This is a genomic window from Streptomyces sp. 3211.6 (assembly GCF_003634815.1).
GTDB classification, from domain to species: Bacteria; Actinomycetota; Actinomycetes; order Streptomycetales; family Streptomycetaceae; genus Streptomyces; species Streptomyces katrae_A.
This window is the reverse complement of record NZ_RBXC01000001.1, coordinates 6759927-6785448: the sequence shown is the minus strand read 5'-3', so window position 1 is coordinate 6785448 and position 25522 is coordinate 6759927. Positions and strand designations below refer to the sequence as shown.

General features: G+C 73.7%; 19 protein-coding genes. 7 read left to right on the top strand and 12 right to left on the bottom strand.

All coding sequences use genetic code 11. The features are described 5' to 3' along the window. Nucleotides 1–617 precede the first annotated feature (617 nt). Entirely contained in the window at nt 618–3026 is a 2409-nt protein-coding gene (locus tag BX286_RS31175) for an excinuclease ABC subunit UvrA (RefSeq protein WP_121016994.1), read from the top strand. A gap of 58 nt (nt 3027–3084) precedes the next feature. Here BX286_RS31175 and BX286_RS31170 read toward each other — a convergent pair whose 3' ends face one another. The 4 genes from BX286_RS31170 to BX286_RS31155 all read right to left on the bottom strand — a co-directional run bounded on the left by BX286_RS31170 (nt 3085) and on the right by BX286_RS31155 (nt 7271). Next, the gene (locus BX286_RS31170) at nt 3085–3738 is read right to left on the bottom strand and encodes a hypothetical protein (RefSeq protein WP_261340949.1); all 654 of its coding nucleotides are present in this window, start codon (nt 3736–3738) and stop codon (nt 3085–3087) included. Nucleotides 3739–3874: 136 nt separating this feature from the next. Beyond that, a complete protein-coding gene (locus BX286_RS31165) occupies nt 3875–4615 on the bottom strand; it encodes a succinate dehydrogenase/fumarate reductase iron-sulfur subunit (RefSeq protein WP_079430827.1) in 741 nt (246 codons plus the stop codon). Next, nucleotides 4612–6564, bottom strand: coding sequence for a fumarate reductase/succinate dehydrogenase flavoprotein subunit (locus tag BX286_RS31160; protein ID WP_100862346.1), 1953 nt, complete (start codon nt 6562–6564; stop codon nt 4612–4614). Before BX286_RS31160 ends, BX286_RS31165 begins: the two co-directional genes overlap by 4 nt. A gap of 2 nt (nt 6565–6566) precedes the next feature. Then, on the bottom strand, nt 6567–7271 hold the full coding sequence (locus BX286_RS31155) for a succinate dehydrogenase cytochrome b subunit (RefSeq protein WP_121016992.1): 705 nt from the start codon (nt 7269–7271) through the stop codon (nt 6567–6569). Nucleotides 7272–7375: 104 nt separating this feature from the next. Here BX286_RS31155 and BX286_RS31150 point away from each other — a divergent pair, with 104 nt between their 5' ends. Beyond that, nucleotides 7376–8254, top strand: coding sequence for a LysR family transcriptional regulator (locus BX286_RS31150; RefSeq protein ID WP_079430824.1), 879 nt, complete (start codon nt 7376–7378; stop codon nt 8252–8254). A 311-nt stretch (nt 8255–8565) separates the two neighbouring features. Here the strand turns inward: BX286_RS31150 and BX286_RS31140 are convergent, their stop codons facing one another. Beyond that, nucleotides 8566–10086: an AMP-binding protein gene (locus tag BX286_RS31140; protein WP_148710304.1), complete on the bottom strand. Its 1521-nt coding sequence runs from the start codon at nt 10084–10086 to the stop codon at nt 8566–8568. A gap of 78 nt (nt 10087–10164) precedes the next feature. After that, nucleotides 10165–10815 carry a TetR/AcrR family transcriptional regulator gene (locus BX286_RS31135; RefSeq protein WP_079430822.1) on the bottom strand — a complete coding sequence of 217 codons (651 nt, stop codon included), beginning with the start codon at nt 10813–10815 and terminating at the stop codon, nt 10165–10167. Between the two features lie 121 nt (nt 10816–10936). Between BX286_RS31135 and BX286_RS31130 the strand changes: the two genes are divergently transcribed. Then, complete coding sequence (locus BX286_RS31130) at nt 10937–12091, top strand: FAD-dependent monooxygenase (RefSeq protein ID WP_121016988.1); 1155 nt, start codon at nt 10937–10939, stop codon at nt 12089–12091. 43 nt (nt 12092–12134) lie between these two features. On the opposite strand, the gene BX286_RS31125 is transcribed toward BX286_RS31130, so the two are convergent. Together BX286_RS31125 and BX286_RS31120 are read right to left on the bottom strand one after the other, a co-directional pair. Next, nucleotides 12135–14369, bottom strand: a complete 2235-nt coding sequence (locus BX286_RS31125) for a bifunctional diguanylate cyclase/phosphodiesterase (protein ID WP_398898908.1) — start codon at nt 14367–14369, stop codon at nt 12135–12137. A 68-nt stretch (nt 14370–14437) separates the two neighbouring features. After that, a complete protein-coding gene (locus tag BX286_RS31120; protein ID WP_079430819.1) occupies nt 14438–15268 on the bottom strand; it encodes an SAM-dependent methyltransferase in 831 nt (276 codons plus the stop codon). A 335-nt stretch (nt 15269–15603) separates the two neighbouring features. Here BX286_RS31120 and BX286_RS36800 point away from each other — a divergent pair, with 335 nt between their 5' ends. The 3 genes from BX286_RS36800 (at nt 15604) to BX286_RS31105 (ending at nt 18052) form a co-directional block, all read left to right on the top strand. After that, nucleotides 15604–16275: a hypothetical protein gene (locus BX286_RS36800; protein WP_079430818.1), complete on the top strand. Its 672-nt coding sequence runs from the start codon at nt 15604–15606 to the stop codon at nt 16273–16275. A gap of 80 nt (nt 16276–16355) precedes the next feature. Further along, complete coding sequence (locus tag BX286_RS31110) at nt 16356–17126, top strand: DUF4239 domain-containing protein (protein ID WP_100862350.1); 771 nt, start codon at nt 16356–16358, stop codon at nt 17124–17126. A gap of 200 nt (nt 17127–17326) precedes the next feature. Beyond that, nucleotides 17327–18052 carry a hypothetical protein gene (locus tag BX286_RS31105; RefSeq protein ID WP_100862351.1) on the top strand — a complete coding sequence of 242 codons (726 nt, stop codon included), beginning with the start codon at nt 17327–17329 and terminating at the stop codon, nt 18050–18052. A gap of 57 nt (nt 18053–18109) precedes the next feature. Here BX286_RS31105 and BX286_RS31100 read toward each other — a convergent pair whose 3' ends face one another. Beyond that, nucleotides 18110–18613: a hypothetical protein gene (locus tag BX286_RS31100; RefSeq protein WP_079430815.1), complete on the bottom strand. Its 504-nt coding sequence runs from the start codon at nt 18611–18613 to the stop codon at nt 18110–18112. A 353-nt stretch (nt 18614–18966) separates the two neighbouring features. Between BX286_RS31100 and BX286_RS31095 the strand changes: the two genes are divergently transcribed. Further along, nucleotides 18967–19632: a class F sortase gene (locus tag BX286_RS31095; protein WP_079430814.1), complete on the top strand. Its 666-nt coding sequence runs from the start codon at nt 18967–18969 to the stop codon at nt 19630–19632. Nucleotides 19633–19696: 64 nt separating this feature from the next. Here BX286_RS31095 and BX286_RS31090 read toward each other — a convergent pair whose 3' ends face one another. The 3 genes from BX286_RS31090 to BX286_RS31080 form a co-directional block, all read right to left on the bottom strand. After that, nucleotides 19697–20596 (bottom strand): polysaccharide deacetylase family protein, encoded by a 900-nt coding sequence (locus BX286_RS31090; protein ID WP_079430813.1) that lies wholly within the window; start codon nt 20594–20596, stop codon nt 19697–19699. A 112-nt stretch (nt 20597–20708) separates the two neighbouring features. Next, entirely contained in the window at nt 20709–24017 is a 3309-nt protein-coding gene (lysX, locus tag BX286_RS31085) for a bifunctional lysylphosphatidylglycerol synthetase/lysine--tRNA ligase LysX (RefSeq protein WP_121016986.1), read from the bottom strand. Nucleotides 24018–24154: 137 nt separating this feature from the next. Continuing rightward, entirely contained in the window at nt 24155–25369 is a 1215-nt protein-coding gene (locus BX286_RS31080; RefSeq protein WP_121016984.1) for a CapA family protein, read from the bottom strand. Nucleotides 25370–25522: the final 153 nt, after the last annotated feature.

Below are 25522 nucleotides of genomic sequence, written 5' to 3'. Positions count from 1 at the left end.
ATGGAGCCTTCCGGGACGATCTCCGCCAGCATCCGGTGCACCCAGGCCAGGACTGCCCCACCGGCCACGCCTACTGCCAGCAGAGCCCCGGCGCTCATACCCGACCGGCGACCAGCACGCCAACAGCCCCGCACTGTATCCACCGCCCCAATGACCAGCGCAATCGCGAGCGCACCGGACGCGGCCATCCAGGCCCCGGCAGCAACCGCGCCCAGCACCGAAGTGGCGAAACCCCTAGGCCCCCGCCCCGTCAACGCCGTCACAGACCCCTCCGGCGGGGCCATGCCCCATGCCAGCAGCCAGCTCACTCCGCCCAGGACCGCCAGAGCGGCCGCGCCCCACGTCCACAGCACCCCGGCGCCTCGGCGCCCGCTTCGCATCCCCACCAGTTCCCCCAGACTGCCTCGCTGCGGACGTCAACCTACCAATCGGTAAGACGTCCATCTGCGGAGAGGCCAGAGTGGGAGGCGGTGGGTGACCGCTGACCTCTACCTTGCCGCCACACTCGTCACGCTCCGTATGCTCATCCGCCGCGCGACCACGTTGCCGCTGGGACACTCGCCCCACGACCCGGCGCCTCAAATGATCCATTTGCCGGTCGCTCTAAACTGGGGCGAATGCACCAGCCTTCCCCCGATGCCCCCGCCGTCCCCCGCGACGCCCTCGATCCCTGCGTACGGGTCCGCGGCGCCAGGGAGCACAACCTGCGCGGGGTGGACGTGAACATCCCGCGCGACACCCTGACCGTCTTCACCGGGGTGTCGGGGTCCGGGAAGAGCTCCCTGGCCTTCGGCACGCTCTACGCCGAGGCCCAGCGGCGCTACTTCGAGTCCGTGGCCCCGTACGCCCGGCGTCTGATCCACCAGATCGGCGCGCCGAAGGTGGACTCGGTGACCGGGCTGCCGCCCGCCGTCTCCCTGGAGCAGCGCCGCTCCTCCCCCGGCTCGCGTTCCTCGGTGGGAACGGTGACCCTGCTCTCCAACTCCCTGCGGATGCTGTTCTCCCGGGCCGGCGACTACCCGCCCGGCGCCGAGCGGCTCGACTCCGACTCCTTCTCCCCCAACACCGCCTCCGGCGCCTGCCCTTCCTGCCACGGCCTGGGCCGGATCCACCGCACCAGCGAGGAACTGCTCGTCCCCGACCCGGACCTGTCGATCCGTGAGGGCGCGATCGCCGCCTGGCCGGGGGCCTGGCAGGGCAAGAACCTGAGGGACATCCTGGAGGTGCTCGGCCACGACGTGGACCGGCCCTGGCGGGAGCTGCCAGCCGAGGACCGGGAGTGGATCCTGTTCACCGAGGAACAGCCCGTGGTGACGGTGCACCCGGTGCGCGAGGCGGACCGCATCCAACGCCCCTATCAGGGCACGTACATGAGCGCCCACCGCTATGTGATGCGGACCTTCTCCGACACCAAGAGCGCCACCCTGCGGGCGCGCGCCGAGAAGTTCCTCACCGACGCGCCCTGCCCGGTGTGCGAGGGGCGGCGGCTGCGGCCGGAGGCCCTGGCGGTGACCTTCGCGGGGCGGACGATCGCGGAGCTGGCGGCGCTGGCGCTGGGCGAGCTGGACTCCGTACTGGCCGGGTCCGCACCGGACACCGAGGCGGCGCGGGTGCTGGTGGCTGACCTGCGGGCGCGGATCGCGCCGGTCACGGAGCTGGGGCTGGGCTATCTGAGCCTGGACCGGACGGCGCCGAGCCTGTCGGCGGGGGAGCTCCAGCGGCTGCGGCTGGCGACCCAGCTGCGGTCGGGGCTGTTCGGGGTGGTCTACGTGCTGGACGAGCCGTCGGCGGGGCTGCACCCGGCCGACACCGAGGCGCTGCTGGGCGTGCTGGAACGGCTCAAGGCGGCGGGGAACACGGTGTTCGTGGTGGAGCACAACCTGGACGTAGTGCGGCGCGCGGACTGGCTGGTGGACGTCGGCCCGCTGGCCGGCGAGCACGGCGGCCGGGTGCTGTACAGCGGGCCGCCCGGCGGCCTGGCGGGGGTCGCGGAGTCGGCGACGGCCCGGCACCTGTTCGCGCCGGCCGCCGCCTCCGGGGCCGCCCGGCCGGTGCGCACCGCCACCGGCTCGGTCCGGCTCGAGGGGGTCCGGCGGCACAACCTCCGTGACCTGACGGCCGAGTTCCCGCTCGGGGTCTTCACCGCCGTGACCGGGGTGTCGGGTTCGGGGAAGTCCACCCTGGTCGGCCGGGTGCTCGCGGAGGAGGTGGCCGCGCGGCTGGGCGGCCCGGACTTCCCGGTGCGCCGGCTGGTGGAGGTGGACCAGAAGCCGATCGGCCGGACGCCGCGCTCCAACCTGGCGACGTACACGGGGCTGTTCGACGTCGTGCGCAAGCTGTTCACGGCGTCCGCGCAGGCACGGGAGCGCGGCTGGAAGGCGGGCCGGTTCTCCTTCAACGTGCCGGGCGGCCGCTGCGAGACCTGTCAGGGCGAGGGCTTCGTCTCGGTGGAGCTGCTGTTCCTGCCCAGTACGTACGCCCCCTGCCCGCAGTGCGCCGGCGCCCGGTACAACGCCGAGACGCTGGAGGTCCGTTACGAGGGGCTGGACATCGCGCAGGTGCTGGGGCTGACGGTGGAGGCGGCGGCCGGTTTCTTCGCGGAGGTCCCGGCGGCGGCGCGCAGCCTGCGGGCGCTGCAGGAGATCGGCCTGGGCTACCTGCGGCTGGGGCAGCCGGCCACGGAGCTGTCGGGCGGCGAGGCCCAGCGGATCAAACTGGCGACGGAGCTCCAGCGGTCGCGCCGCGACCACACCCTGTACCTGCTGGACGAGCCGACGACGGGGCTGCATCCGGCCGATGTGCGGGTGCTGCTGCGGCAGTTGCACGGGCTGGTGGATGCGGGCCACTCGGTGGTGGTCGTGGAGCACGACATGGAGGTGGTGGCGGGGGCCGACTGGGTGATCGACCTGGGTCCGGGCGGCGGCACGGAGGGCGGCCGCATCACGGCCTGCGGCCCGCCGGCGGAGGTGGCCGCGTCGGCGGCCGGCCGCACGGGCCCCTACCTGGCGCGGGCGCTGGGCCGGTAGGGCGCGCCGGAGGGCCCGGGGCCTGCCGGACGGCCCCGGGCCTGCGCGCTCCCGGGCCTTACGCGTCCCCGGGCAGGAGGTGCTGCGGGAGTTCGCGGAAGGACCAGGTGCCGCGGCTGCGGGTGAGGGTCCAGACGAGGTCGCTGCGGTCGGGCCAGGCCGCGGGGAGGCCCAGGACGCCGTGGGCGCCGAGGGCCTGGACCAGGCGGGGGATGCCGGCGGGCTCCCAGCACAGCAGGACCGGCGCCGGGGCGGCCAGGACGGCCGGGGCGAGGTCCGTCTCGGCGCCGAGGGCGAACCGGTCCTGCACGGGGACCCGCAGGGCGGTGGCCAGGGGCGCCAGGGTCTGCCGGCACCGGGCGGGGGCGGACTGCGGTCCCCCGGTGGCGAAGAGCGCGGCGGGCCGGGGCAGCGGGGCGCCGTGGGCGGGGCCGAAGAGGCGGTGCAGTTCCTCGGCGCGGCGGCGGCCCCGTCCGGCGAGGAAGCCGGGGTCCTCGTTGCCCTCGTCGTCCTCACCGGTGGCTCCGGCATAGGGCTTCTCCGCGTGCGGGATCACCATGACGAGGGCGTCCTTGGCGGGCGGCTGCGGTCCGGGCGCGGGCGGGCGGCGCTCCTGCTCCGTACACCCGGCCGCCGCGAGGGGCGCCAGGGCGGCCAGGGCTGCGAGCACGGTGCGGCGGTGCGGTCCGGGGCCGCCGGAGGCTGCTGGCATGCGCCCACTGTGCCCCGCCGTGCGGACGCGGCGGGGGCGCGGCGCGGCGGACGGCGCCCACGTGCGCCCGGTCGGCGGATCGGGTCGTCAGGCCGGGTCGGCCGTTCGGGCGCACGCGGAGGGCCGCCGGAGCGGGTCAGCGCTTGCGCAGCGCCCTCAGCCATTCCTTGTTCATCGCGGCGATCGACGGCAGCGGGATTCCCTTCGGGCAGGCGGTGGCGCACTCGCCGGTCAGGGTGCAGCCGCCGAAACCCTCGTCGTCCATCTGCGCCACCATGTCCAGCACGCGCGTCTCGCGCTCGGGCGAACCCTGCGGGAGCACGTTCAGGTGGTTGACCTTGGCGGAGGTGAACAGCATCGCGGAGCCGTTGGGGCAGGCCGCCACGCAGGCGCCGCAGCCTATGCACTCGGCGTGCTCGAACGCCGAGTCGGCGGCCGGCTTGGGCACGGCGGTGGCGTGGGCCTCGGGCGCGGAGCCGGTGGGCGCGGTGATGTAGCCGCCGGCCTGGATGATCCGGTCGAAGGCGCTGCGGTCCACCACGAGGTCCTTGACCACGGGGAAGGCCGAGGCCCGCCAGGGTTCGACGTCGATGGTGTCGCCGTCGGTGAAGGACCTCATGTGGAGCTGGCAGGTGGTGGTGCGTTCGGGGCCGTGGGCGTCGCCGTTGATGACGAGGCTGCACGCGCCGCAGATGCCCTCGCGGCAGTCGTGGTCGAAGGCGACCGGGTCCTCGCCGCGCAGGATGAGGTCCTCGTTGAGGGTGTCGAGCATCTCCAGGAAGGACATGTCCTTCGAGATGCCGTCGACCTCGTAGGAGGCCATGGCGCCGGGGGCGTCGGCGCTTCGCTGGCGCCAGACGCGCAGGGTGAGCTTCATGCGTAGCTCCGCTGGGTGGGGTGGACGTACTCGAAGACCAGGTCTTCCTTGTGCAGGACGGGTGCGGCGCCGGTGCCGCGGTACTCCCAGGCGGCCGCGTAGCCGAACTCCTCGTCGCGGCGGGCCGCTTCGCCGTCCGGGGTCTGGGACTCCTCGCGGAAGTGGCCGCCGCAGGACTCGGCGCGGTGGAGGGCGTCGAGGCACATCAGCTCGGCGAGTTCGAGGTAGTCGACGATGCGGTTGGCCTTCTCCAGCGACTGGTTGAACTCCTCGCCGCTGCCGGGGACCTTGATGCGCCGCCAGAACTCCTCGCGGATCTCGGGGATGCGGGCCAGCGCCTTGCGCAGGCCCTCCTCGGTGCGGGCCATCCCGCAGTACTCCCACATGAGTTCGCCGATCTCGCGGTGGAAGGAGTCGGGGGTGCGGTCGCCGTCGACGGCCAGCAGCTTGGCGAGGCAGTCGCGGGTCTCGCGGACGGCGGCGGCCGCCTCGGGGTGGCTGTCGTCGACCGCCTCGTGGTGCGGGTGGCGGGCGAGGTAGTCGTTGATGGTGGAGGGGAGGACGAAGTAGCCGTCGCCGAGGCCCTGCATCAGCGCGGACGCGCCGAGGCGGTTGGCCCCGTGGTCGGAGAAGTTGGCCTCGCCGATCGCGAACAGGCCGGGGATGGTGGTCTGGAGGTCGTAGTCGACCCACAGTCCGCCCATCGTGTAGTGGACGGCCGGGTAGATCCGCATGGGGACCTCGTACGGGTTCTCCGCCGTGATCCGTTCGTACATCTCGAAGAGGTTGCCGTACTTCTCGGCGACCTTGTCGCGGCCCATGCGGCGGATGGCGTCGGCGAAGTCCAGGTAGACGCCCTGGCCGCCGGGGCCGACGCCGCGGCCCTCGTCGCAGACGTTCTTGGCGGCGCGGGAGGCGATGTCGCGGGGGACGAGGTTGCCGAAGGAGGGGTAGATCCGCTCCAGGTAGTAGTCGCGCTCGTCCTCGGGGATCTCGGCGGCGGGGCGGGTGTCGCCCTTGGCCTTGGGGACCCAGATGCGGCCGTCGTTGCGCAGGGACTCGCTCATCAGGGTGAGCTTGGACTGGTGGTCGCCGGTGCGCGGGATGCAGGTGGGGTGGATCTGGGTGAAGCAGGGGTTGGCGAAGTACGCGCCGCGCCGGTGCGCCCGCCAGACGGCGGTCGCGTTGGAGTTCATGGCGTTGGTGGAGAGGTAGAAGACGTTGCCGTAGCCGCCGCTGGCCAGGACCACGGCGTCGGCGTAGTAGGTGTCGATGCGGCCGGTGACGAGGTCGCGGGCGACGATGCCGCGGGCGACCCCGTCGACGGTGATCAGGTCCAGCATCTCGGTGCGGGCGTGCAGTTCGACGTTGCCGGCCGCTATCTGGCGGGACAGCGCCTGGTAGGCGCCGAGGAGCAGCTGCTGCCCGGTCTGGCCGCGGGCGTAGAAGGTGCGGGAGACCTGGACGCCGCCGAAGGAGCGGGTGTCGAGGAGGCCGCCGTACTCGCGGGCGAAGGGGACGCCCTGGGCCACGCACTGGTCGATGATCTCGACGGAGATCTGGGCGAGGCGGTGGACGTTGGACTCGCGGGCCCGGAAGTCGCCGCCCTTGACGGTGTCGTAGAAGAGCCGGTGTACGGAGTCCCCGTCGTTGCGGTAGTTCTTGGCGGCGTTGATGCCGCCCTGGGCGGCGATGGAGTGGGCGCGGCGCGGGGAGTCGCTGTAGCAGAACTGGACCACGTGGTAGCCCTGCTCGGCGAGGGTCGCGCCGGCGGCACCGCCCGCCAGGCCGGTGCCGACGACGATCACGGTGTGCTTGCGGCGGTTGGCCGGGTTGACCAGCTTCGCCTCGAAGCGGCGGCGGTCCCAGCGCTCGGCGATGGGGCCGGCGGGGGCCTTGGTGTCGGCGATGGGGTCGCCGGTGGTGTAGGCGGCGTACTCGGTGCTCATGGTCAGCTCACCACTCCGGTCATGACGGCGACGGGGACGGACACGAAGCCCGCGAAGAGGACGAGGGCCAGGGCGTTGGCCAGGAACTTCAGGGCGCGCTCGCGGCGGGCGTTGCCCGCGCCGAGGGTCTGGGCGGCGCTCCAGAAGCCGTGGCGGACGTGGAGGCCGAGGGCCGCCATGGCCACGATGTAGATGGTGTTGCCGTACCAGGTGGAGAAGGTCGCGAGGACGTTCTCGTACGGGTGGCCGGCCCAGGCGCGCTGGTTGACGGTGAGCGTGGTGAGGTCGAGGAGGTGCCAGATGATGAAGAGGGCGAGGATGATCCCGCCCCAGCGCATGGTGCGGGTGGCGTAGCTCGCGCGGCGCCGCTTGTGGGCGTACCGCACCGGGCGGGCCTTCAGGTCGCGGCGGCTGAGCTGGTAGGCGCAGACGGCGTGCGCGACGACGGCGGCGACCAGGACCACGCGGACGGTCCACAGGGCCCACTCGTAGTGCAGGAACGGTTCGCCGAGGGTGCGCAGGGCGTGGGCGTAGCCGTTGAACTCGCCGGCGCCGAAGAAGATCTTCAGGTTGCCGAACATGTGCGCGACGAGGTAGCCGAGCATGATCAGGCCGGAAACGGCCATCACGGACTTCTTGCCGACGGTGGAGTCCCAGAGCGTGCGCGTGGTGGACGGCCGTCGATCCGTCCGCGTTGCCAGAGCCATAAGGAGACCGTAGGGACCAAGGTCCCGAAAGGTCCAAGACATGGTGGAGCTGATCGCGATAGGCATCCCCTATGGAGGTGCCCGATTACCGCTAGCCTGGGGTGATGCAGTTCCAGCAGCTCGTGTACTTCGTGGCCGTGGCCGAGACCCGGCACTTCACGCGTGCCGCCGAGCGGGAGCACGTGGCCCAGCCATCGCTGTCGCAGCAGATCAAGGCGCTCGAACGGGAGCTGGGCGCCGAGCTGTTCAGCCGGGCGCGGGGGAACATCGCGTTGACCGACGCGGGGGAGGCGCTGCTGCCGCTGGCCCGGCGGATCCTGGCCGACGCGGACACGGCGCGGCTGGAGGTGCAGGAGCTGCTCCAGCTGCGGCGCGGCCGGGTGCGGCTGGGAGCCACGCCGAGCGTGTGCACGGGGATGCTGCCGGAGGTGCTGCGCACCTTCCACGCGGCGCACCCGGGCATCGAGCTGCTGATCGAGGAGGGCGGGTCGCTGGACCTGGTACGGGAACTGGCACGCGGGGTCCTGGACCTGGCGCTGATCGTCCTGCCGCTGCCGCCGTCGGCGCCCGCACTGACCACCGTGGAGCTGCTGACGGAGGACCTGGTGGTGGTCTCGTCCCGCGATCTGCCACCGCCGGGCGGGGGCGGTGAGCTGAGCGTCGCGGACCTGCGCGAGGAGCCCATGGTGATGTTCCGGCACGGCTACGACCTGCGGGACCTGACGGTCGGCGCCTGCCGGGCGGCGGGGTTCGAGCCGGTGTTCACGGTGGAGGGCGGCGAGATGGACGCCGTCCTGGGTTTCGTCCGGGCGGGGCTGGGCGTGGCGGTGGTCCCGGAGATGGTCGTGGAACACGGCGGCCCCGGCCTGCGCGCCACCCCTCTCGCGGGCTCGCCCCTGCGCCGCACGATCGCCCTGGCCCACCGCACGGACGTGGCCCCACCCCGCGCGGCCCGCGAACTGAAACGCATCCTGACCGGCTGAGACGCCCCGAGCCCCCGGCATGGGGCCGAGGCGGCGCCCGCCACCGGCCGACGGCCGCCCCTGCCCCCGGGCAACCCCGGGCCCCGACGAGAACCCGCACAACCGGCCTACGCGACCCCCCAACCCCGTCCTTGTCCGCGGCCCGGGCCGGGCCAGGACCCGGGCCGGGGCCCGTCCGGGGCCGGGGTGGGGACCCGGGCCGGGACCGGAACCGGGGCCGGGGTGGGGACCCGGGCCGGGACCGGAACCGGGGCCGGGGTGGGGACCGGGGCCGGGGCCCGTCCGGGGCCGGGGCCGGTAGCCGGGTCCGGTTAGTGGTCGGGGTGGGGGCGCGGGGCGGGGCGGAGTGGCTTGGTTTGTGCGCGGGAGCGGAGGAGGCGCTTGTCGGGCTTGCCGCGGTCCGTGAGGGGGATGTCCCGTTCCCAGAAGACCGCCGTCGGGCGGTGCGCCGGGGCCAGTTCACGGGCCACCAGCTCGCACGCCTCGGCGGCGGCCGCCGCGCTCGGAGTGTGGCCCGGGGCCGGCACGAGGAAGGCGCAGACCTCCTCGCCGGTGGCCGCGCCGGGCCGTCCGACGACGACGGCCCGGGCCACGGCCGGGTGGCGGGCCAGTGCCGCCTCGACCGGCAGGCTGTAGATGTTGACGCCGTCGACGATCACGACGTCCTTGCTCCGGTCGTCCAGGTAGAGGTACCCGTCGGCATCGGTGTGGCCGAGGTCGCCGGTCCGCAGCCATCCGTCCCGCAGTACCTCGGCGGTCAGTTCGGGCTGGTTCCAGTAGCCGGTCATCATCGCCGCCGACCGGATCCACAGCTCCCCGGTGCGCCCGGCGGCCAGTACCGCGTCCCGCTCGTCGCGCACCTGGACCTCGACGCCCGCGGCCGGGCGCCCCGCCGAAGCCAGTAGTCCGGGCCGGCCGGACACCGCCGCGTCGTGGTCGGCCGGGGTGAGGCGGGAGATCACGGCTGCTTCGTTCATCCCGTAGCCCTGCCGCCAGCGTCCGCCCCAGCGGGTCACCGCCTCGCGCAGCCGGTCGGGAAGGATCGGTGAGGCCCCGTAGGAGACCGCCTCCAGGCCCGGGATGCCCCCTGCGGTCGCGGGATCGTCCAGCAGCCGGTACACCATCGGGGGCGTCAGGTACGTGGACACCGGCCCGAGCCGCCGGCAGGCCGCCGCGAACTCCCCCGGCGTGAAGGGGTCCAGGATCTCCACCCTGCCCCCGGCCCGCAGCTGCTCCAGGCACCGGCCGCCGGCCCGCTGGGCGAGGCTGGTGACCGAGAGGTGCACCGCCCCGGTCCACTCGGCCCCGCGCCGGACGTCCCGCGCGGCCATCGCCCCGAAGGTGGAGGCCACGCCCTTGGGCCGGCCCGTGGTCCCGCCGGTGTACGTCACCCGGGCCACGTCCTCCTCCCGCGCCCGCACCGGCACTTCGGCGGGCTCCCGCCCCGCGGCCCGCGCGATCAGGTCGTCCAGGCCGAGCAGCCGCACGCCCGTGGCCGGCACCTGAACGTCGTGCACCACCAGGCCCGGAAGGCAGTCCCGGAGGATGAACTCCAGGCCGTGGACCGCGGGTCCGGTCACCACCTGGGTCAGCCGGGCCCCCAGCAGATGCGCGGCGATCCGTACCAGCAGCGCTTCCGGCCGGTTGCCGCCCGTCACGCACGCCAGGCCCGTCCCCCGCCCGACCCCCGCATCCGCGAGGGCCCCGGCCAGCCGGTGGGCGGCGTCCAGCACCTCGGTGAAGCCCAGGACCCGGGGTCCGGCTCCGATCGCGGGCTGTTCCCCGTACTGCTCCAACGCCCCGACCAGCTCGGTCACGTACCGCGCGGCCATCCGCACACCCGCCTCTCCGGCCCGCCGCCCGGCGGGCCCGCACCGGGCATCATGCCCGGCCCGGCGGTCCCACCCGCCTCAGGGCCGGGATATCAGGGGGCCCAGCGTCCGGTCGAGTCCGTCGGCCAGCATGCCGAAGGCCCCGTCGGCGTCGGTGACGGCCGCCGGGTAGGCCTCCTCCGCCGTGCTGCCCGCGTCGATGCGGCGCCAGTTCTCCCGGCCCAGTTCATGACGGACCGCCACCAGGTGCGTCGCGGCGAGGCGGGCGGTCAGGGGCTCGACCCGCTCGGCTTCCAGGGCGGCGGCGAGCAGCTCCACCTCGCGGGCCGTGTAGTGGGCGATCCGGCTCTCCAGGCTGGGCGTGGAGTACAGCAGGCGCTGGAACGCCAGCACGCCGGGGTGGTCGCAGAGCCCGGTGATGGGATCGCGCTCGGCGAGGGCCGTACGGAAGTGCTCGTGCAGCGCGCCCACCGGGCCGAGTCCCGCAGGCCGGCCGCGCACGATCCGCGCCGCTTCGTCCTGATGGTCGGCGAAACGGTCGAGGACCAGGTCCTCCTTGCTGGGGAAGTACCGGAACAGGGTGGGTTTCGACACCTCGGCCGCCGCGGCCACATCGGCCACGGACACGGCGTCGAAGCCCCGTTCCAGGAAGAGTTCCAGCGCCGTGGCCGCCAGCTGGCGACGCGTACGCAGCTTCTTGCTCTCGCGCAGACCCGTCGTGTTCTCCATGGCACCACCGTACGGCCGAAATACAACCAAGTCAATTTCGTGACCGGGTTGCATTTTTTCTCGCGGCGCGCTTTCCTTGGTTCAGCGACGAGGGATCGGCGACGACGAGAGAGGACCTCCGATGAGCGACACGACGACGGTCGGCACGACGACGGCCGAGGCGGCAACGGCCGAGACGGCAGCGGCGGGCACGACGACCGGACCGACGACCCAGGTGCTGATCGCGGGCTCCGGGCCCACCGGGCTCACCCTGGCCTGCGACCTGGCCCTGCGCGGCGTGTCCGTCCGCGTCCTGGAGCAGCGCTCCGGCCCCCACCGCGAGTCCCGGGCCAAGGGGCTCACTCCGGACGGCCTGGAGGTGCTGGCCCGGCTCGGGGTCGGGGAGCGGCTGGCCGCCGTGGGGTCCCGCGGCCTGGTGCTGCGCAAGTACTTCGACGGCGCCCACGTCGCGGACACCCCGGCGGACGGCGGCGGCCTCCTGATCGGCCAGTGGCAGGTCGAGGAGGTCCTGCGCGAGCGGCTGGCCGGTCTCGGCGTCCGCGTCGAGTACGGGGCCCGGGTCACCGGGCTCGCCCAGGATCCGGCCGGGGTCACCGCTCGTCTGGCGGACGGACGTGCGGTCCGGGCGGAGTACGCGGCCGGGTGCGACGGCGGCCGGAGCACGACCCGCGAGCTCCTCGGCATCCCCTTCGAGGGGTACACGGAGGAGAAGCCGACGATGGTCGTCGGGGACGTGCGGGCGCCCGGGCTGAGCCGGGACCACTGGCACCAGTGGTTCACCTCGGAAGGCGGCGGGATCCTGCTCTGTCCGATGCCGGGGACGGACACCTTCCAGCTCCAGGCGGCGCCGGAGACCGACGCGGACGGCGAGCCGCTGCCGCCCACGATCGAGGGCTTCCAACGGCTCTTCGACCGGTACGCCGGGATACCGGGGATACGGCTGACCGATGCGGGCTGGCTCTCCAGCTGGCGGGTCAACGTCCGCCGGGCCGCCCGGATGCGCGAGGGCCGGATCCTGCTCGCCGGGGACGCCGCGCACGTCCACCCGATCGCCGGCGGACTGGGCATGAACACCGGTACCCAGGACGCGGCCGCCCTCGCCCGGACCCTGGCCGCCGCTCTCCCGGGCCCGGCCCCGGCCGACGCCCTCGACGGCTACGAGGCCGAGCGGCTCCCGGTGGCCGAGCGGCTGCTGGCCGACACCGCCGCACGGCACCGGCGGGTCCTCGCCGCGGTCCGCGAGCCCGGCCGGGGAACGGAGGCCGGGATGCGCTGACTTCGCGCAGGGGGCCGCCCCGGCCGGGGTCCCGGCCGCCGCCTCACCGGGTGGGTACGGCGTCGCAGAGGGAGAGGGTGTGGATGCGGTCCGGGGCGCCCGGGCGGGCGTAGTACCAGCCCTGGGCCGTGTCGCAGCCGAGGGCGCGGAGCTGGGCCGCCTGGGCCCCGGTCTCCACTCCTTCGACCGTCACCGCCAGCTCCAGGCTGTGGGCCAGGGCGACGATGCCCTCCACGATCTTGACGTCGACGGGGTCGGCCGGCTCCTGCTGCATGCCCTGGGTGAAGGAGCGGTCCAGTTTCAGGACGCTGACCGGCAGCCGGCGCAGGTTGGCGAGGTTCGAGTAGCCGGTGCCGAAGTCGTCGAGGGCGATGTCCACGCCGAGGGCGGCGAGGCGGCGCAGCGGTTCGAGGAGTTCGTCGTCGGCTCCGATCAGCGCCGACTCGGTGACCTCCAGGCACAGCGCGCCGGGGGCCAGGCCGGAGGACTCCAGGACGCGCAGGGTGTCGGCGACCAGCCCGGGATGGGTCAGCTGGGTGGGCGAGAGGTTGACGTTGACGCGCAGGGGCGCACCGCCGTGCTCGCGCTGCCAGGTGCGGGCCTGGCGGACGGACTCCTCCAGGACCCAGCGGCCGAGCGGCACGATCAGGCCGGTGCGTTCGGCGAGCGGGATGAAGCGGTCCGGGCCGAGCACTCCGTACTGGGGGTGCGACCAGCGCACCAGGGCCTCCGCGCCGTGCACGCTGCCGTCGTGCAGGTGTACCAGGGGCTGGTACTCGATGAAGAACTCGCCGCGTTCCAGCGCCGCCGGCAGGGCGTTGGTCAGGCCGTGCCGGGTGATGGCGCGGGCGTCGGCCTCGGCGTCGGCGAACTCGAAGCGGTTGCCGCCGGCCGCCTTGGCCCGGTACATGGTGATGTCGGCGCTGCGCAGCACTTCGGCGGGGGTGCGCTCGCCCGACGCGCCCTCGACGATGCCGATGCTGCCGCGCACGGACAGCTCCCTGCCCTCCAGCCGGATGGGCGTGGACAGGGCGGTCAGGATGCGGACGGCGAGGTCGGTGACCTGCTCCTCGGTCTGGGCACCGGGGCCGGTGGTGAGGGCGACGAACTCGTCGCCGCCGAGCCGTGCGACGACCTCGCCGGGCCCGGTGGCGCAGCTCTGGAGCCGGTCGGCCACCTCCACGAGGAGCCGGTCGCCCGCCGAGTGGCCGAGGCTGTCGTTGACGGCCTTGAACCCGTCGAGGTCGAGGTAGCACAGGCCGAAGCGGCTGCCGGGGGCGGCGTTCAGGGCCTTCTCCAGCCGTTCGAAGAACAGCGTGCGGTTGGGCAGCCCGGTCAGTGCGTCGTGGGTGGCCTCGTAGCGCAGGCGCAGGTTGAGCAGCCGGCGTTCGGTGGTGTCCTCCATCAGGGCGAGCTGGTACTGGGGGAGCCCGTCGGCGTCGCGCAGGAGGGAGACCGTGAGGTTGGTCCACAGGACGGTGCCGTCGTGCCGGTAGTAGGGCTTCTCGACGCGGTAGTGCTCGCGCTCGCCGCGTACGAGTTCCCCGTACATCTTCCAGACGTGCGGGGTGTCGTCGGGGTGTCCCCACTCGCTGACGTTGCGGCTGCGGACGTGTCCTTCCAGGCCGCCGAACATCTTGAGGAGGGTGTCGTTGACCTCCAGGATGTTGCCGTCGAGGTCGGCGATGCCGATGCCGACGGCCGCGCCCTCGAAGACGGCCCGGAAGCGTTCCTCGCTGGCGTGCAGGGCCTGCTGGGCGTCGATGCGGGCGGTGAGGGCGGAGCGGGCGATGGCCTCCTGTTCCCTGAGGGTCCGCTCGCGCAGCGCACGGGCGAACCCGGCGGCGATGCCGTGCTGGAGCCGGGCGCAGCGGGAGCGGTACTCCTCGGTGCCGTCACTGCCGTCGGCGGCGGTGCTGTCCGGGCCGCAGTAGAGGACCAGGTAGGACTCGACGACGCCGAGGGTGCCGGCGAGCGCCTCGGGGTCGGTGCAGTGCACGGCGACGAGTTCGGCGCCCACGCCCTGGGCGGCGCTCGCGTCGAAGGGGCGGGCGTGCAGGGCCTCGGTGAGGGTCCGGGCGAGCGGGACGAGGTGCTGTTCGAACTCGGGGCGGGTCAGGGAGGTGGCCGTGACGGGGAAGATGGCCCGTCCCCAGATGGTCGCGAAGCGGGCGATCCGGTCCTCGAGGTCGCTGTGCGGGTCGTGCAGCGGCGCCCGCACGGGATGCGGGGCGGGGGGTTCTGCGCCGGCCGCGGGTGCGGGGGCGGGGGCGGACATGGCGGGGCCGCCCCCGGCCGGGCGGTCCTGGCCGGGGGTCGCGGGCGGGGGCGTCGGTGCGGGGAGTCTCACGCCTTGCGTCCCACGCCGCCGAAGCCCGAGAAGGCGTACGGGTCTTCCGGGGTCTCCCCCTCCGCGAGCGGCCCGGTGCGGTCGGGGCGCCAGTCGGGCATGGAGACCAGGCCCGGCTCCAGCAGCTCGAACCCGTCGAAGAAGCCGGCGATCTCCTCGTGGCCGCGCATGACGAGCGGGTTGCGGATGTCGCGGTAGACGCCGACGGTGCCGGCCGCGACCTCCTCGCTGAGCGGGATGCCCTCGTAGGAGGCGTGGGTGAGGATGAGCATGCTGCCCGGGGCCAGGGCGTCGCGCAGCTGCGCGACGGCGGCGTAGGGCTGGTCGGTGTCCTCCAGGAAGTGCAGGACTGCGACGAGCATCAGGGCGACGGGCCGGTCGAGGTCGAGCAGCCGGCCGGTCTCGGGGGCGGCCAGGATGTCCTGGGGTTTGCGCAGGTCGGCGGCGATGATGCCGGTCTGGTCGTCGCCGGCGAGGACGGCCCGGCTGTGCGCGACGGCGACCGGGTCGTGATCGACGTAGACGACGTGGGCCTCGGGGGTGGCGGCGCGGGCTATCTCGTGGACGTTGCCGAAGGTGGGGATGCCGGAGCCGATGTCGAGGAACTGGGTGATGCCCTCGGCGACGGCGTGGCGGACGGCGCGGCGCATGAAGGCCCGGTTGGCCTGCATGATCTTGGGCAGGCCCGGCATGAATTCCATGGCCCGGCGGGCGGCCTGGCGGTCGACCTCGAAATTGTGGGAGCCGCCCAGGTAGTAATCGTAGATTCGGGACACGCTCGGCACCGATATGTCGATGCCTGGCGGGGCCCAGGCGGGGCGTTCCATCGGGGTCTCCAAGCCGTCGTCAGTGTCGTGGTCGTACCTGGTCCGTCCGGGGATCGGGCGGGGGCCGGACTCTTGTCCGAGCCGAATGTACTGATCATTGCCCAACAGGGCGAGCAAAAGCGGAAATTGCCGATCCGTTCTTGGTCACACACCAAAGGCTCCGGGGGCCGGCCCGGGCGTCACGGAAACCGACAAATACCTTTTGGGAATTGACCAACGTTCAATCACAAGCGATCAGAACCTGTCTCAAACCTCACCGGTCCAGGATCCGCCCGTTCGGGCGAACCCCTCCCGGGTCCCGCGTGCGCGGGCGCGCGCGAGCCCATGCTCCCCGGGTGAACAGAGCTTTAGCCAGACGTCTGCTGGCGGTCCCGGTCCTGCTGTGGGCGACCCTGTCGACCACTCCGGCGGTGGCCGATAGCTGTGCCTACGCGACGGTCGGCAGCGGGGAGGGCGGAGCCTCCGTCGAGGTCTACGCGTACGCCGGCAGCGGCGCCGGCGCGGCCGCCGGGGGTGGCGGACATCACGATGGCCGGCCCGGCAAGGGCCGTGGCCACGACAAGGGCCGCGGCCACGGGCACGAGCACCACTGCCCGCCGCCCCCTCCCCCGCCGTGCCCGCCGAAACCCACGCCCACACCCACGCCGACGCCCACCCCTCCGCCACCCAAACCGACCCCGCCGCCCAAGCCCACCCCGCCGCCTCCGCCGCCTCCTCCGCCGCCGGCCCCCGCGCCGCCGAGGCCCGCTCCCCCCGCGCCGGAGCCCCCCGCGCCCAAGCCGCCCGCGCCCCAGGTGTACCGGGCGCCCGCGCCGCCTCCTCCGCAGCCCGCGCCCGCGCCGCCCACCCCGGCACCCAAGCCGCCCGCGCCCAAGCCCAAGGTGCCGCGGCCCGCGTATCACACGGCCGCGCGCAAACCGGTCGAACACCACATCTCGCCGGTCACGTTCACCCTCATGACCGCCGCCCCCGCCGTGCTCGCGATCGTCGCGCTGCGCCCGCGCTAGACCCGCGCCGGCCCACGACCGCCACGCACCGCCACGCACCGCCCACCGAACGTCCCACGCCCACCGATTGGGAGCCCGTCTTGTCGGAATGGCTCGTCCTGACCCTCGCGATGGCCGCGGCCTGTGCCGTGGTGCTGTCCATCGCCTTCTTCAACCACCGCAGGATCACCGAGGACGACGATCCGGACGAGACCCCGGACGTCATCGAGTACATGACGATGATGATCGGGGTGATCTACGCGATCGTGCTGGGCCTGGCGATCGCGGGCGTCTGGGAGGGCCGCGGGGCCGCCCAGGAGTACGTGCGCCAGGAGTCCCAGGCCCTGCACGAGATCAGCGTCCGCTCCCAGGTCTACCCGGCCGAGGTGCGGGCGAAGATCCGCTCCGACGTCGACGCGTACGTGACCTACGTGGTCGACACGGAGTGGAAGCACATGTCGGAGAAGAACGAGCTGACCGACGAGAGCGGGCAGCTGCTGGAGAAGATCCGCCGCGACGTGACCGACTACGCGCCGCAGACCGACCACGAGGGGCAGGCCTACCAGCCCCTCGTCGACCAGGTCGCGCTGGTGGACGACGCCCGCAACGCCCGCGGCCAGAGCGCCGGGGCCACCATGCCCGGGGTGGTGTGGTTCGGACTGATCGCCGGAGCCCTGGTGACGGTCGGGATGATCTTCATGCTGCAGATCCGCCGGTCCTTCCGCGAACTGCTGCTCGCCGGCCTGTTCAGCGCGCTGATCGCCTTCCTGCTGTTCCTGATCTGGGACTTCGACGCGCCCTTCGGACGCGGGATCGCGGCCACCGCCGAACCCTTCCTCGCGCAGTTCCCCCACCTCGGCCTGAAGAGCTGAGCGGCCGGGGCACGGCCGGGCCCGGTAAACCGCGGACGGGGGGTCCGTCCCCGGTTCGGCCCAGGGCCGTGCCCCATTCGCCCGTTCCTGATCGCGGGCCCGCGGGCCGGGACCTAGCGTGGCGGGCATCGAGGCGCACGACCCCCCACGTGCGGTAATCGCCGCGCGACTGCGCCCCGGAGATCCGGAGGAACCCGATCATGGGTGCGATACGCAGCTCCGCCACCGCTCTGCTGAGCGCCGGCGCAACGGGCCTCGCCCTCGCGCTCGGCGCCTTTGGCGCGCCCGTCGTCCTCGCGGCCGAGGCGGCGCCCGCCACCTCCTTCGCCTTCGCCGTCACCCCGTCGACGGTGGCGCCCGGCGGTACGGTCACCCTCTCCGTCAGCAACTGCGGCGCCGCCTACGCCACCGCCTCGTCCGGGGTCTTCGACACCGTCACCATCGAGCGGGACAAGGCCGTCAAGGTCACGGTCGACCGCGACGCCCGGCCCGGCGCCCTGTACTCGGTCACCTTCACCTGCGACGGGGAGAACGGGTCCACCGATCTCACCATCACCGGCGGGACGAGCCAGCCCACCACCAGCTCCACCGCCGCCACCCGGCGCACCCCCTCCCCGGCCGCCACCTCCGGCACGGGCCTGCGGCCGCCGCCGCTCACCACACCGCCGGCCCGCACCACACCTCCGGCGCGCATCACACCCCCGGCGCGCACCGCCGCGCCCGCCCGGACCACACCGCCGGCCCGCACGAACCCGGTCCCCCGGGCCAGCGCGACCACCGCCGCGCTGGGCGTCCGCGGCGGGCTCGGCGGCAGCGTGGCCGGAGCCGACCCGCTCGAACTCGCCGCGGGAGCCGTCCTCTTCGCCGCCGCCGCGGGCGGTTCGGCGTACGCCCTGCGCCGGCGCCGCGCGGCCCGCGGCCACTGACCCCGCCCCGGGCCCCCGCGCACGCGGGCGGCCCGGGGCGACCTCCGGGGAGGGGCGTCAGGAGCGGGCGGCGGCGGCCGGACGGCGGCGGCGCACCACGTGCACGCCCGCACCGAGCGCCGCGGCGCCGACCAGGCCCGCCCCGATGGCCGTCTCGGCGGTGGACGGGCCGAAGGAGCCGCCGAGACCGCCCTGGGCCCCGTTGCCGGCCAGGATCGTGAAGCGGTGCGTGGCGACCAGGCTGTTGTCGTGGCACTTGACCGACAGGGTGTGGTGGCCGGGCGAGGCGTGGTTGAAGATCCGGACGGTGGCGAAGCCGATGGAGCCGGCCGACAGATTGGTCTGCGGAAAGTTGCCGTGCGACCAGACCGTGCCACCGTGGCCGCAGCCGGCCGCGCTGACCTGCATCGAGGCGCCCTGGTGCACGGAGTACGGGTTGACCGTGACGTTGCTCGGCCCGTTGCCGCTGCCGTTCGGGTTGTTCGCGGCGGCGAACGGGGCACTGATCCCGAGCGCGGCGCAGGCGGCCGCGGTCACGGTGAGAGCGCGGAAAGCACGCATGGTGGAACCTCCAGCGGGAGAGCGCCCCGGAGCGGTGGCCCGGGCAGATCGACGAGAACGCCTCCCATCACGAACCCTCCCGGCGGGGCGCAACCAGCGCATTTCCGCCCTTGGGCCGCCCGGTTGAGCGACACGCCGAGGCGCGCCCGGGGCATCTGACGGATCCGCAGGTCACGAGCCGTCAGGCATTTATGTGATGATTACCTGGATGGCCGCACCCCGACCGGACGCACCACCCGTTCGCCGCTCCCCGATCGCCGTCCCGCCCTTCCAGCCTTAGCGTGCGGGAAGAAGGGCGTACAGGGGAGGGACTGGAACGCGGGTCGGGACCCCCGCGTCGGGAAGGGAGAGCCATGCTCGAGGACGAGACCGGGCAGCGGCCGAGGAGACGTTCCCCATGGGGCGTGCTCGCACTGGCACTGCTCAGCGGCCTCGCCATGATGCGGAACGGGGCGAACGTGGCGGACGGGCCGCCGCAGCCCACCGCGGCGGCGGCCGTCGCCACCCGGGCCGACCAGCAGCCGGCCAACGCACCCACACCGCCCGCGGACATGGAGGTGCTGGACCACTCGTCGGTGCAGCGCATCCGGATTCCGACGATCAACGTGGACGCGCCGGTGATGACGGTCGGCCTGGACGCGCAGGGCTGGATCGACGCCCCGCCGCCGCAGGACCGCAACCTGGCGGGCTGGTACCTCAACGGCATCTCGCCGGGCCAGCAGGGGTCGGCGGTGATCGTGGGCCACGTGGACAACGCGCAGGGCCCGGCCGTCTTCTACGGGCTGGGCTCGCTCAAGCCGGGCAACCACATCGAGGTGCAGCGCTACGACGGCCGCACGGCGGTCTTCGAGGTGTACGGGGTCGAGGTGTTCGCGAAGGACTCCTTCCCCGGCGCGCGGGTGTACGGGGACACCGGGCACCCGGAGCTGCGGGTGATCACCTGCGGAGGCGGCTACTCGAAGGCCAAGGGCTACGACGGCAACGTGGTGGTCTTCGCGCGGATGGTCGAGGCCCGCTGAGCAAACGTTTCATCGCGCCGGGCCGCCGCTCCCCCGCGGCGGCCCGGCGCGGCAGCGGGCGCCCTCAACGGGGCGGCAGCACCGGAAGGGTCATGCGGTAGCCGCGCCCCAGCAGCTGGGGAAGGTAGGTCTCCAGCGCCCGGACGCTCTGCGAGCGGTCGCCGCCGGCGTCGTGGCCCAGCACGATCACGCCCGGCGCGGCCCCGTCCAGGACCCGGGAAACGATGGTGGTGGTGCCGGGTTCGGTCCAGTCGAGGCTGTCCACGGTCCAGGCGAGGGGTTCCATGCCCAGGTCCGCCCCGATCTCGAAGGCGGCCCGGTTCCACGCCCCGTACGGGGCCCGGAACCACAGCGGGGGCTGCCCGACCGCCTGCTCGACCACCTCGCTGGTGCGCCCGATCTCCGATTCCAGTGCGGACCGGCTGAGCTGGGGGATCTGCGGGTGCGTCCAGGTGTGGTTGCCGATGACGTGCCCCTCGGCGGCCATCCGGCGCAGCAGGTCGCGGTTGTCGGTGGCCATCTCCCCGCAGACGAAGAACATCGCGCGGACCCCGTACCGGCGGAGGGTGTCGAGGATGGCCGGGGTGTAGCGGGGGTCGGGGCCGTCGTCGAAGGTGAGCAGCATGGCCTTGCCGCCCGCGGCCGGGCCCTGGGGCAGTTCCAGGATGGGCCGGGTGCGGACGGCGGGCTTCACGGCGGGCGGCTTGGCGGGGGCCTCGGCGGTCATGGGCTGCAGCCGGTGGGAGGCGTCGGGGAGCCCTTCCGGGTGGCCGCCGGGGGCTCCGCCGGCCCCGGGGCCGCGGGCGGGCTCGGGGGTGGCGCCCGGGGACGTCCCGGGCGGACCGGCCGGGGATCCGTCCTCTCCCACCCTGAGCAGTCCGGAGGAGGCGGCGGCCGCGATTCCGAGGAAGACGGCGGTGCGCAGGAGCACCCTTCGCCCTACTGTCGGCTCGTCATTTGTCATTATTACTACGTATCAACGACATCGCCGCAGAGGTCGAGGGGCGCGGAGGCACCGCGTCCGCCTCACCCGCTCGGACCAGCCGCCCCGCGGGGGCGGGCGGCGGCCGGTCCGGTCAGTTCTGGCGTACCAGCGGGAACGGAAGCGTCTCGCGGATCGTCAGACCGGTGAGGAACATGACCAGCCGGTCGACGCCGATGCCCAGTCCGCCGGTGGGCGGCATGGCGTACTCCAGGGCGTCGAGGAAGTCGTTGTCAAGTTCCATCGCCTCCGGGTCCCCGCCCGCCGCGAGCAGGGATTGCGCGGTGAGCCTGCGGCGCTGCTCCACGGGGTCGGTGAGCTCGGAGTAGGCGGTGCCCAGTTCGGTGCCGAAGGCCACGAGGTCCCAGCGTTCGGCGAGCCGGGGGTCCACTCGGTGCTGGCGGGTGAGCGGGGAGACGTCGGTGGGGAAGTCCTTGTAGAAGGTGGGGAGTTGCGTGCGCTCCTCCACCAGCCTTTCGTACATCTCCAGGACCACGTCGCCGCGGGTGTCCTCGGGCCCGTGGGGGACGCCCGCCCGGTCGCAGTGCACGCGCAGGACGTGCTCCTCGGTGTCGGCGTCGACCTCCTCGCCCAGGGCCTCGCTGATCGCCCCGTACATCGTCTTGACGGGCCACGGCCCGGAGATGTCGTGGACGACGAGCTTGCCGTCGGGGCCCGCCTTGTGGGCGATGGGCGAGCCGAAGGCGGCGGTGGCGGCGCCCTGGATGAGCTCGCGGGTGAGGTCGAGCATCACGTCGTAGTCGGCGAAGGCCTGGTAGGCCTCCAGCATCGTGAACTCGGGGTTGTGCTTGTAGGAGACGCCCTCGTTGCGGAAGGTGCGGCCCATCTCGAAGACCTTCTCCAGGCCGCCGACGCACAGCCGCTTGAGGTAGAGCTCGGGTGCGATGCGCAGGTACAGGTCGAGGTCGTAGGCGTTGATGTGGGTGCGGAAGGGACGGGCGTTGGCGCCGCCGTGGATCTGCTGGAGCATCGGGGTCTCGACCTCCAGGTAGCCGCGGTCCAGGAGGCCCTGGCGCAGGGCCTGCACGGCGCTGGAGCGGGCCCGTACGACCTCCCGGGCGTCGGGGCTGGCGACGAGGTCGAGGTAGCGGCGCCGTACCCGGGCCTCGGGGTCGGCCAGGCCCTTGCGCTTGTCGGGCAGGGGGCGCAGGCACTTTCCGGTGAGCTGCCAGGAGTCGACCAGGACGGACAGGTCGCCGCTGCGGCCGGCGGCGGCGGTTCCGCCGGCGACCACGTGGTCGCCGAAGTCGACCTGGGAGGTGAAGGAGTCCAGCGCTCCGGGTCCGGACTCGTCGCGGGTGAACATCAGCTGGATGTCGCCGGTCCAGTCGCGCAGGACGGCGAAGACCACGCCGCCGAGGTCGCGGACGACCATCACCCGGCCGGCGAGGACGACCGGCTCTCCGGTGCGGGCGCCGGCGGGGAGCCGGCCGGGGTGGGCGGCCTTGAGCTGGGCGGCGGTGTGGGTGCGCTGGCGGATCCCGACCGGGTAGGGGTCGGTTCCGGAGGCGCGGATGCGTTCCAGTTTGGCGTGGCGGACGCGGACCTGCTCGGGCAGCCGCTCGGCGGGCGCCCGTTCCCCCTCCTCCCCCACGAGGTCCAGGCCCAGGGACTCGAGGGGGGGCAGGCCGGCGGTGTTGACGGGGGCGGTGAGTCCCCTGGGCTGGTGGCCCTTGCCCCACAGTTTGCGCAGGCTGGGCACGGAGACGAAGCCCTCGGCGATCCCGGAGGCGAGGCTGACCCGGGCGAGCGAGCCGGCGTCCTGGTAGCAGAGGAACCGGGGGTACCACTCGGGCCCGTACTTGACGTTGGACCGGTAGAGGGCTTCCAGCTGCCACCAGCGGGAGAAGAACAGCAGCAGCCTGCGCCACAGCTTGAGCACGGGGCCCGCGCCGATCCGGCCGCCCTCCTCGAAGGCGGAGCGGAACACGGCGAAGTTGAGGGAGATCCGGCGCACGCCGAGGCCCGGGGCGGCCGCGCACAGCTGGGCGACCATGAACTCCATGACCCCGTTGGGGGCGGTGCGGTCGCGGCGCATCAGGTCGAGGGAGATGCCGTCCTTGCCCCAGGGGACGAAGGAGAGCAGGGCGATCAGCTCGCCCTGGGCGTCGAAGGCCTCCACGAGCAGGCAGTCCCCGTCGGCGGGGTCGCCGAGCCGGTCGAGGGCCATGGAGAAGCCGCGTTCGGTCTCGGTGTCGCGCCAGCGGTCGGCCCGGTCGACGATCGTGCGCATCTCCTCCTCGGTCAGGGCCGAGTGGCGGCGGATCAGGGTGGTGGCGCCGGCCCGTTTGACGCGGTTGACGGCCTGCCGGGTGACGCGCATGTCGCGGCCGTCGAGGTCGAAGTGGGCGACGTGCAGGATGGCCTCGTCGCCGAGCTGGAGGGCGCTGAGCCCGGAGCGGGCGTACGCGGTCGCGCCGTTCTCGGAGGCGCCCATGACGGCGGGCTGCCAGCCGTAGCGGCGGGCGACGGCCAGCCAGGCGTCGATGGCGGGGGTCCAGGCGGCCGGGTCGCCCACCGGGTCGCCGCTGGCCAGGCAGACGCCGGCCTCGACCCGGTAGGTGACGCCCGCCTTGCCGTTGGGGGCGAAGACCACGGCCTTGTCGCGCCGGGTGGCGAAGTAGCCGAGGGAGTCGGCGCGGCCGTAGGCGCCGAGCAGGGCGCGGATGCGGAGCTCCTCGTCCCCGTGCAGGGCGGCGGTCAGCCGCTGGGAGCGGAAGAGGGTGGAGGCGGCGTTCAGCAGGGCGAGGGCGCCGAAGAGGCCGAGCAGGAAGTAGAGCACCCTGGGCGGGCGGCCGTCGAACTGGCGGGCGGAGAAGAGGCCGCCGAAGACCTGCTTGGCGGCCCAGTCCAGCCACTGCCCCCTGGGCAGGGTGCCGGGGAACAGGGCGACGAGGGCCCAGCCGAGGAAGACGGCGGCGAGCAGCCCGAGCCCCAGGACGAGAAGGGCGCGCCAGACGGCGCCGGGGCGGGAGGCGGCGTAGAACTCCTTGCGGGCGGCGGTCAGCACGACGAGGGCGGCCACCGCGAGGGCCAGGGACAGGCCGCCGACCCAGAGGTCCCCGTCCGCGATGATCAGTACGTCGACGAGGATCAGCAGGGCCAGATAGGTGACGACGATCCACCAGGCGATCTTCTTGCGGATGCCGAGCGCGGCGGCGAGCAGGAAGAGGAAGACGGCGTACGCGAGGTTCGCGCTGACCGGCACCACGAAGTCGTCGAGGAAGCGCACCACGGGCCGCAGCAGCCCCCGCAGCACCGGGGAGAGCGCCAGCAGCGCGCACAGCAGGCCGAGCGTTCCGAAGAACGCCCCGAAGGCGTCCGGGACGCGGTTGAGGAACCTGTTGCGGGTACCGCGGGTCTGCTCCGGCGTGGCACTCATGCCATGCACTGTAGGGAGGGCCGCGCCGCGGCGCGCGCCGAACGGGGAGGGTCGCGGCGGGGTGGCGGCGGGTCCGGTGGGCGCCGCCGGCGGGGCCGAGCGCGTCGGAGGGGGCGCGGGGGGCGCAGCCGGGGGCCCTATCCGGCGCGGCGGAGGCCGTCCTTGGCGGCGCCGTGGCTGAGGACGGCCTCGGTGATCTCGTCCTGGGCGCTCTCGTACGCGGAGTTGCCGGGGTCCTGGGCGAGGGCGGCGGGGAGGTTGACGACGCGGCCGGTGGACAGGTCCATCATCTGCGGGACGAACTCGGCCTTGGTGACCTGCCAGCGCTGTCCGGGGGCGGCGGGCGGGGCGAAGGTGAAGCGGGCGATGGAGCCGTAGTTGCCCCGCATGTCGCGGGCGCCGGTGTAGTTGAACATCTCGCCCGCGACCTGGTCGCCCATGCCGTAGACGATCCAGGTCCCGTTGACCTTCTCGTAGGCCTGCGGGATGTGGGCGTGGGTGCCCAGGATCATGTCGATGTCGGGGCGGCCGCCGGTCTGCGAGGCGGTGAGGGCCTTGCCGAGCGAGAGCTGGGTCTCGTCGGGTTCGGTCTGCCATTCGGTGCCCCAGTGGAGGCTGACGAGGACCACGTCCGCGCCCGCCTTCCGGGCCGCCCGCGCGTCCGCGAGGATCTTGTCCTGGAGCATCAGGTTGACCGCCCACGGCTGGCCTTCGGGCATGGGGTAGCCGTTGGTGTCGTAGGTGTAGGCGAGGTGGGCGACCTTGGCGGTGCCGGCCGTGTAGAGGGTGGTGCGGGCCGCCTCCGCCGCGGTGCGGGCGGAGCCGGCGTGGCCGAGTCCGACCTTGTCGAAGCGGTCGAGGGTGCGTTTCACGCCTTCGGCGCCGTCGTCCAGGGTGTGGTTGGAGGCGGTGGAGCAGCCGTCGTACCCGGCGTCCTTGAGGGCGTCGGCGACGGCGGGCGGGGAGACGAAGGCGGGGTAGCCGCTGAAGGGGCCGTCCTCGTCCCCGTAGATGGTCTCCATGTGGCACAGGGCCAGGCCGGCGGCCGAGACCACCGGTTTGACCGCGGAGAACATGGGCCGGAAGTCGTACCCGTCCCCGCCCGCGTCGGCGTTCGCCCGCTGGATGACCGAGGTGTGCGGGAGGACGTCGCCGCTCGCGACCAGGGTGAAGCCGCGGGCGCCGGCGGGGGCGGCGGGGGAGGCGGATCCGGCCGCCGCGGCGGGGGCGCCGGCGGCGCTGGAGCCGAGGCGCGCGGGTGCGGGGTGGCCGCCGGTGGAGCAGCCGGCGGCCGCGGCGGACAGCAGGCCGGCCGACAGCAGGGCGAGGGTCCGACGGGTGCGCTTGGTCATCTGCCCCGGCTCTCCTTGAAGGGATTATCAGATTGTCTGCAATCCCTATGAATCCATAGGAGGGGGTGCCCCAAGTCAAGGAACGGCGCCGTCCGCCCGTCCCGGCCTCACTCCGACGGCGGCCGCGGCCGTTCGCCGTGCCGTTCAACCGTT